A 7,522-nucleotide genomic window follows, 5' to 3' on the forward strand; every position below is an offset into this window, starting at 1 on the left:
CGCCTTACTGGATCTATGCGGTTACAGTTTTGCACCGCGATACGCGCAGTTCAGTAGTGTCATCAATGATCTGTTTGATGTGACTGAAAGTGAACAAGGCAGCACCATACTGGCGCTAAAGAAGCCTATCAGAACGAATGTTATTACAACGGGATGGCAAGATATCAGGTGTATTGTTCTGTCACTTCAGACAAAGCGGACGACACAAGCAATGCTGGTAAGAAAGTTGTCTGGTTACCCTTCTGGACACCCAATATTACAGGCTCTGACGGAGTATAATCGACTGGTTAAAGCGCAATATTTACTTGACTACATCGACGATGCCAGTTTGCGGCAGTATGTGCAACGTGCCCTGAACCGGGGAGAAGCATGGCACTTCCTTAGACGAGCCATTGCGTCGGTGAATGGTGATCAGTTCCGTGGCAAAAACGAGTCTGAAATCGCTATCTGGAATGAATGCGCAAGATTGCTTGCCAATGCGCTCATCTACTTCAACTCCGCGATACTGAGTCATCTTCTGGGACACTTTGAAGCGACAGGTGATGAAGAAAAAGCGGCTATCACTCGTGCTGTTTCGCCCGTTGCATGGCAAAATATCAACTTAAGCGGGACGTATAACTTCACCAATACCGGAAAATTGCCTGATATTAGTGAAATTACGAAGCCAATCGTGGATGATTAAGCTTGGAAACGAAAGTAACCCACAGCTGGAGGCTATATAATACAAAGCCTGTAGCATTCTATGTTACTTTAGAGGGGAAAATCCCTAGAACCCCTTCTTGGCTCATAGTTATTTCCAAGCTAAAGCTATGGATTTTATGAACGCGTCTGGGCGTAATAAGATGATTACAGGGTTGGAAAAATCAATAGAGTTGTTCAATGAGGTTGAGGACATCCTAAACCCAATCACAATGACTGTCGCAGCAAAGTATGGGTTAACCGAGGAAGTTATTGCAAATATTCAAAAACAGGCTCTGGAAGATGCGAAAACCGACCTTTAACAAACGACTATGGCGTCAATAACTAATTTTTAGCTATGTTCTAATCCTACATGATGCATCTCTTAGCATATCACAACCATCTTGCGAACACATGCAATAATAGCAAGCGTTTAAGGTTTCAAGATGCTTTTTCTAATCTGACAAAAACGTTTTAATACACAGCTCTAAAACATTTTTGTCCAGATACGTGTTCCAGCGGATGGTCAGACAACCAGTATGATACTTTTATAGTCAATTGTTGTGAGATTGAAACATGGTAGTACCAATTGGTATGAATCTTTATTTATGTCAGCGTGACATTTAGAACGGTACTGACAGGCTTACTTGAACATTTAGTATGAAACTTTATTTCTCTCCCAAATCTACGGGGACTTCAAACCATAAATATACACGGTATCCACCACCTAAACTACACCACAAGCCGCTGTTACGACACCAATAACCTTAACTACCTCACTCGCTTTAACTCGAATTAAGCGAGCTTCGCTCGCAAAGAATCAAGCTCCCTTTCGCGTCTTCGACGCTAACGAATAAGGGCTTCGCCCTAAATATTTCTACTCCTTGGTGGCTTCGCCACTGCTAAGACCCCCTGGAAAAAAGTTTGGCGTAGCCAAACATAGATATGGATAGATAAAGATAGAAATAAATCGATATGAATAGTATTTACCAATCTAAGAAGCGGCGAAGCCGCTGGTTCTCCCAGGGGGGAGAATGCTCAAGAGGCGGCGAAGCCGACCTTATAGTTACAGCACGTGCGGATGGAGCGAAGCGGTGGGGGAGAGGCACCAATGAGTACCTTAAAGTGTGGTGGATACCGTGTATAGTTGACTAATTTTTGTTCGATAGTGGTTCAAATGAGGTCCGATTTAGACCTCAATATTTGAAAACGAAGTATTAAGTTAAAGCTGATAATGGCCAAGCAAATGTACTCAATGAGTTGTCTGACTCTTTGATTTTCTCCACAAGGTCATCCGCTCCGACTTCAATACCACATTCATACAGTCCATAAACCTCTTTTACAAAGAAAGGTTCGTCCGAACTAGTGTCCTTTACCATTTTTCGATTAAGGCATTCATTAATAAATGTTCTAGAGACATGTAAGTTCTCAGGATGTTGCCTGTTCCAGGTATCGATCGTATGCATTCTGGAATCTTTGATATGAGCGAGGTGCTGACTAATTTGTCCTCCAATTATCGACACTATGACAGTAATCGAAAACAATATTACTTTTAGACTAAGACGGATCGCAGATTTCATGCAGTATTCCTATTATAGAGGGGGATTTATTCTGATTTGGTGCTTAACGAGGTTGTTTGTGAAAGCTCTATCAAGTTGTAGTTAGGTCATGACATAAAAGGAACACCAGCCTTTTCTAGGTCTTGCCATGTAAGGGGGGCGTTCTTCACTGTACGGGGTGTTTCAAAGTGAACATTTTCGGCTTCTGAAATAAACATTCCTCTATCAGGATTTAAAAGATCCATGATTAAAGTGCCATCGGGATGGACAATAAACTCCAATTGATATCCCTCCGGTACATTTGGCCATTTATAATCCTCAGGAATGATGCCTTTAAGCCTTTGCGAGACAATGGAGACTGTCAAAACTTCATCTTTATCAATTTTTATCATATCAATCATACTCTTCGTTAATATTTGTACCAAAGCTCATATGGAAACTAAGTTGATCAAATTATCAACTAGCTCAGCATGAGGTTTTCCTAACATACGTATTAAAATATATGGTAACATTAGTATTGTTTTTTATACGCGAATGACATCTATTATTCAATGTTTAGTCTAGACTGCCTAAGAATGGTTGAGGAAAAGCTAATGTTTAGAACAAAGTATTTACTGATAGCACTATCTTGTACTGCTTTGATTTGCCTGATTTTCTTTAATAGCGGAGCATACAAAGACAATTTCGAGGTGGTGGCCAAGGTATGTGGTCTACTATCACTAGCTAGCTGGCTAGAACGTACAAAGCAGATATAACAGATAGTCGTCATGTGGCCAAAACCTATACATCCATATCTACTTAAAAAGCATGCGTACAGGTGTGCTCTAGATCCATATCGACACACGTTGATGACACTCCAGAACTATGACGACCTGATAAACCTAGATCTGCAGGTGCTTGATACTCTCTATCAACTAGAACATTTGATAGTCAGTCATTTAGAAAAAATGACAAACCATCATATTAACTCAATTACTAGTGGTAAGTACCTTTTCGGCTTGAAACTAATAGAGGCGGCTATACACAGACTTCCAGTACCGACATTCGAAAATATTGAACTGACATCGCGATCAGATAACGGCGTAAGACAAATCCTCGCGATAAAAGTGTTGTAACTGAGAATATTTGAACTAGGAGACTCAAGATTGGAAAGCGCAGTAACTAAAACAAGATGTACTGCTAAGCGCAATACATCAACGAACATCGAAAGGGCATGCTCTGCTAGTTTAGAAGAATTACTTTCAACCTATAAATTAATTGAAAGTATGGGAAGGTATGATCCTCTCTGGATCTCTTTCGAAAGAAACAGAATTGAACAAATTTGCAAAGTTAAAGAATGGACTAGGGTTGGTTTAAAAGAGCTCAATTGTATTTTGTCTTTGAAAGATATGATTAAGCTCGCCAAGAAAGAACCTAACCTAACACCACTACTTGACAGGTTATCAGGGTGTTATCGCGTTAGAAGTACCAATACTTACATGGTAAGTACCTCAAGCGAACTCGATTTGTTGAAGATTGAATTTACAGCAGCAGCACGATTTACTGTCGCAAGTTGGATGTACATTGCATTTTCTACCCATTTTGAGGACGGAGTTGAGCTAGGTTGGTCAACCATTGATGCAATATTCGAATCTCAATCACTCCCTTCAACACATCCAGACACATGGACAATGGACAATTTCTTATACATCTAGGAGGTAATAATATGATGCATTACAAAGACTCTGTATTTTCACCAGAATGGGGGCAGTTCACCAGAAGAATAGTTATATTGGCATTTTCTCTAACAATTGTAGGTTTAGCTGCATGGCGATTCTCTCAATTAGAGTCTTTTAATCTGCTTTATATAGTAATTCTTCTTCTTGGTATCCTTATCCAGGGGCTATACCCAATTTATGCTGAACGCAAAGAATTGAGACGCAAGCTTTACAGAAGACACTTGAGTACACTTAATATTGATATTCTCGAGAAGTATTTAAATCAAGCTGAAAGCGATATAGAACGAGATTTGATAGAAGACACCATTTCAACAATACGTTATTGATTGGTGATTGAATGGATATCAAATTCGACACTACTGAAATCTATCACGAGAATCGACACCAAAACCTTATGCGTATAGTCAACCAAGACTACAACCGTAAGATTCAGAACTTATGTAGACATTTAGATATGCCTCACTTGGCCAGTTATCTCAGCCACAGATCCAAGCCTCAGAAGAACATCAGTCACAGACTAGCTAGAAACATAGAAACAAAGCTCGGTATGCCTATTGGACAACTTGATGAGGCCATTTCTACCATAAATGTAGACCCAACAATTGATGATAACCTCCCAATTGACAAGCTTGCCAGATCTAGGAATTTAGAGATCCTATTGACCCTTATAGGGAATGGCAATATTAGCAAATTGAACTCAGAGCTAGGTTGTCATTTGAACAATCATTTAGGGCCCAATAAATCCCGTATGCTAGGAAAAAAGTTAGCAACCAGAATTGAAACTAAACTAGGGCTACGCCCTGGCACCATGAGCGTGAAATGTACTTTCAATGATTTTCTACCATATTTAAACAGGGACCAATTGACTAGGCATATCGAGTCTAAACAAGAAGAGTATGATGAACGAATGTCAAAACGTAGAATAATAATTGAACAAAGGAATGATATCGTGAGCCAGATGTTGAAGAAGATAGCCAGCTTTCTGGAAGGCAGTGGTACACATGAAATATTAGAGGATTCTGATATTAGAAAGGTGTATATCCCTGTGCCAAACCACAAAAATGAACTCCCAATATTAGTTAGCTGCGAAACTAAGCCATCAAACAGATTCTTAATTTTATGCTCTAAAGGTATGACAGAGCGACACGATAAACTCACAAACATGATTTTAAGCGATAGGGATAAGTTTGAAACAGATGTCGGTGAAATGGACCATTATCCAAAAATCGCTGTAATAAACGCCTATGACCGAGAGTTGGCGATGCCATCGTTGAATAACCCAGAAATTACATTAATTATTAAAAAGGCTTTGTATCAGCTCAGTAATTTGACAGACGACTATTTGCTAGCAAAGTTTAAGTTAAAAACGGTATATAACGAACTAGTAACCGCACAACTCCAATACGTAAAGTCATTCAGTTCTGTGCAAATCATTAAAACAAAGGAGCTGTTACATCGAGGTTTTTCAATACCCAATATTAAGTTGCGTGGAACAAGGGAACTTAGCCACTCTTTACTAGTACCAGTTAGCAATAGCAAAGATACCTTAAGAGAAGTACGGGAGTTTGCAAAAGGAAGTGGTACTGACTTCGTATTGCCCATCTGTATAAATAATGGCAATGTGGTGTCAGACCAATTTGTGCCTACCAAGACCTGGCTGGCCAGCCACATATAGATACAAGCTTGATCATAACCATATAAAAACAAAAGATAATTGATACATACTTGGTAACATCTTAGTATGTGTCAATATGGTTTTTTTTTACGCAAAGTAGGAAGTATGTTGTTCTTTCTTGAAAAATTGGGGATCAAGGCAGCGATGCACTGTCGGCTCGTGAATGGTAATCAAGAGCATTTATTATGGGGACTGGATTGGAACTCGAAAAGAGCACTACTTGAGTCAAAAAATCGCTGGTTTTGGCTACCTTTACAAAATGTAGAAATATCGAATGTTACAAACATAGTCGATAAACTTTCGGAGTTTTACGCTTCACATGATGAAAAGATATTAGGTGTAAATTGGCTTGAAGGCACACTATTGATATCTAAAGATACTCACTTGGATTGGGTTACCGAAGAAGATCTCGAGCTTCCTTAAATCATAACCTAACTGTTTAAAGAAGGATTAATTTATGGCCACTGTTGCAGCATTACCTTTCCCTCAACTACCTGAGTTTTTTTCATTTTTCGCAACAAACCCCTACGGAATAGTAATTAGTTTACTATTAGGATTGATCATTAGTGGCGTTGTGTTGAGAGGACTAGTTGATCTGTTTAGAGGTCAACAAAAGTAATAGCTCAATTTTGTTTAGTTTTTAGATAATACAATTTAAGACTTATAACCTGATGAGAAGCGGCATGTTAGAAAGAACAATGGAAAGAGAGCTCATCTTTCATGGTACACGAGCTAAGGAGTTTGATAAATTTGAGTTAGGCATGCTAGGTACAGGCGAAGGCTGTAATGATGCTAATGGATTTTACTTCGTTTCTAATCTGAAAGGAGCATGCTATCACGCTGACTATAAAGCGAGGCAGGTAGGTAAACCTACCGTATATGTGTGCGCAATAAAGGAACAAGCTAAAGTAGTAACTATTGGTAAATCCATTTCTATGCACCCCAAATATCTACAGCAACATTGGGATAAATTACCAGTGTGGATATCAACTAAGAGGGGTAAAGAATGGTACTCAGAACTTGCAAAACCACCTGAAAATCGAATACACAATGACCTAATTGATTTGAATGAACGGAAACGTTGTCATATTTTGCGTGAAAACGGTATCGATATCTTAAAGGATTTTGAGAGTGGACAATTTGTAGACGGTGGGTATCATGGCCGTTCTCATTTAGTGTTAAATCCAGACTCTATTGATATAATTGAGACTTTAAATGTAGAAGAAATATATGATGAAATATCTGGGAGACCCAAATTTTACCACCTCCGTAAAGAGCCTTGTATATTTGGTAAATCAAATATTTTAAGCCGACTTTGCGAGTATGACTGAGTATATTTTGACCCGTTTAAATCTTTCAGATATTAAGTTTAACATAGACATTGTTCTAGCATACCCAGGTTAAATATCAAATTGAAAGGGCTGGTGGGTGTTTTATAACCAGCCTTTTTGATGAACAAATAATATTTAAAACTAGATATAACTAGTCATGAAATACAATTATTGTATTTCATGCATTGAATATTCCAAAACAATCCCCACCTTAATACTAATACTAACAATAAAACGGATATAATATGTTCGACTCACTTAAAAGCACCTTTCCCTGGTCTATTATAGCTATCGTTGCTGTATCTGGCTCTGGAGTCGTCGGTGCAAAACTATACAAAGAATATCTCAAAACTACCGGGCCAGCAGTTGTTCAAGGCATTTCCGACAACGAAGCGTACAAAGACTTTGTTGACTGCCTGACGGTGGTAGATTTAGAGCGTTCTAGCTTAATGGGGTTCTAGGGATTTTCCCCTCTAAAAAGACTTAATCCTCTGTAGACCACACCAATAAATGGCTGCGGAGGTGGGTTACTACTTATAAGTGTGGCAAATTAGGTAAATA

At 38.9% G+C, this 7,522-nt stretch carries 10 protein-coding genes; 8 read left to right on the top strand and 2 right to left on the bottom strand.

Going from position 1 to position 7,522, the window contains the following annotated elements; translation table 11 throughout:
* Both R7Q41_RS23285 and R7Q41_RS23290 read left to right on the top strand, forming a co-directional pair.
* The coding region (locus R7Q41_RS23285) for a Tn3 family transposase (protein WP_206971551.1) at positions 1–682 on the top strand (682 nt) is incomplete at its 5' end.
* A gap of 127 nt (positions 683–809) precedes the next feature.
* Positions 810–1,001, top strand: a complete 192-nt coding sequence (locus tag R7Q41_RS23290) for a hypothetical protein (protein ID WP_225455764.1) — start codon at positions 810–812, stop codon at positions 999–1,001.
* An 894-nt stretch (positions 1,002–1,895) separates the two neighbouring features.
* Here the strand turns inward: R7Q41_RS23290 and R7Q41_RS23295 are convergent.
* A complete protein-coding gene (locus tag R7Q41_RS23295) occupies positions 1,896–2,258 on the bottom strand; it encodes a hypothetical protein (RefSeq protein WP_025634091.1) in 363 nt (120 codons plus the stop codon).
* 86 nt (positions 2,259–2,344) lie between these two features.
* The gene (locus R7Q41_RS23300; protein WP_138058896.1) at positions 2,345–2,629 is read right to left on the bottom strand and encodes a hypothetical protein; all 285 of its coding nucleotides are present in this window, start codon (positions 2,627–2,629) and stop codon (positions 2,345–2,347) included.
* A 753-nt stretch (positions 2,630–3,382) separates the two neighbouring features.
* Here R7Q41_RS23300 and R7Q41_RS23305 point away from each other — a divergent pair.
* The 6 genes from R7Q41_RS23305 (at position 3,383) to R7Q41_RS23330 (ending at position 7,422) form a co-directional block, all read left to right on the top strand.
* Positions 3,383–3,931 (top strand): hypothetical protein, encoded by a 549-nt coding sequence (locus tag R7Q41_RS23305; protein ID WP_025634097.1) that lies wholly within the window; start codon positions 3,383–3,385, stop codon positions 3,929–3,931.
* A gap of 11 nt (positions 3,932–3,942) precedes the next feature.
* A complete protein-coding gene (locus R7Q41_RS23310) occupies positions 3,943–4,281 on the top strand; it encodes a hypothetical protein (protein WP_025634098.1) in 339 nt (112 codons plus the stop codon).
* An 11-nt stretch (positions 4,282–4,292) separates the two neighbouring features.
* Complete coding sequence (locus tag R7Q41_RS23315; protein ID WP_025634099.1) at positions 4,293–5,630, top strand: hypothetical protein; 1,338 nt, start codon at positions 4,293–4,295, stop codon at positions 5,628–5,630.
* A 105-nt stretch (positions 5,631–5,735) separates the two neighbouring features.
* Positions 5,736–6,053: a hypothetical protein gene (locus tag R7Q41_RS23320; RefSeq protein WP_025634101.1), complete on the top strand. Its 318-nt coding sequence runs from the start codon at positions 5,736–5,738 to the stop codon at positions 6,051–6,053.
* 260 nt (positions 6,054–6,313) lie between these two features.
* On the top strand, positions 6,314–6,961 hold the full coding sequence (locus R7Q41_RS23325) for a hypothetical protein (protein WP_042776360.1): 648 nt from the start codon (positions 6,314–6,316) through the stop codon (positions 6,959–6,961).
* A 245-nt stretch (positions 6,962–7,206) separates the two neighbouring features.
* Positions 7,207–7,422, top strand: coding sequence for a hypothetical protein (locus R7Q41_RS23330; protein ID WP_169572863.1), 216 nt, complete (start codon positions 7,207–7,209; stop codon positions 7,420–7,422).
* Positions 7,423–7,522 lie beyond the last annotated feature (100 nt).

The organism is Vibrio sp. 2096 (genome assembly GCF_033339595.1).
GTDB classification, from domain to species: domain Bacteria; phylum Pseudomonadota; class Gammaproteobacteria; order Enterobacterales; family Vibrionaceae; genus Vibrio; species Vibrio alginolyticus.

What these genes read in the sequence shown, in the direction of transcription:
- R7Q41_RS23300 (WP_138058896.1), bottom strand. Translation starts at nt 2,629, where the DNA reads ATGATAAAAATTGATAAAGATGAAGTTTTGACAGTCTCCATTGTCTCG.
- R7Q41_RS23320 (WP_025634101.1), top strand. Translation starts at nt 5,736, where the DNA reads ATGTTGTTCTTTCTTGAAAAATTGGGGATCAAGGCAGCGATGCACTGT.
- R7Q41_RS23315 (WP_025634099.1), top strand. Translation starts at nt 4,293, where the DNA reads ATGGATATCAAATTCGACACTACTGAAATCTATCACGAGAATCGACAC.
- R7Q41_RS23330 (WP_169572863.1), top strand. Translation starts at nt 7,207, where the DNA reads ATGTTCGACTCACTTAAAAGCACCTTTCCCTGGTCTATTATAGCTATC.
- R7Q41_RS23295 (WP_025634091.1), bottom strand. Translation starts at nt 2,258, where the DNA reads ATGAAATCTGCGATCCGTCTTAGTCTAAAAGTAATATTGTTTTCGATT.
- R7Q41_RS23290 (WP_225455764.1), top strand. Translation starts at nt 810, where the DNA reads ATGGATTTTATGAACGCGTCTGGGCGTAATAAGATGATTACAGGGTTG.
- R7Q41_RS23310 (WP_025634098.1), top strand. Translation starts at nt 3,943, where the DNA reads ATGATGCATTACAAAGACTCTGTATTTTCACCAGAATGGGGGCAGTTC.
- R7Q41_RS23325 (WP_042776360.1), top strand. Translation starts at nt 6,314, where the DNA reads ATGTTAGAAAGAACAATGGAAAGAGAGCTCATCTTTCATGGTACACGA.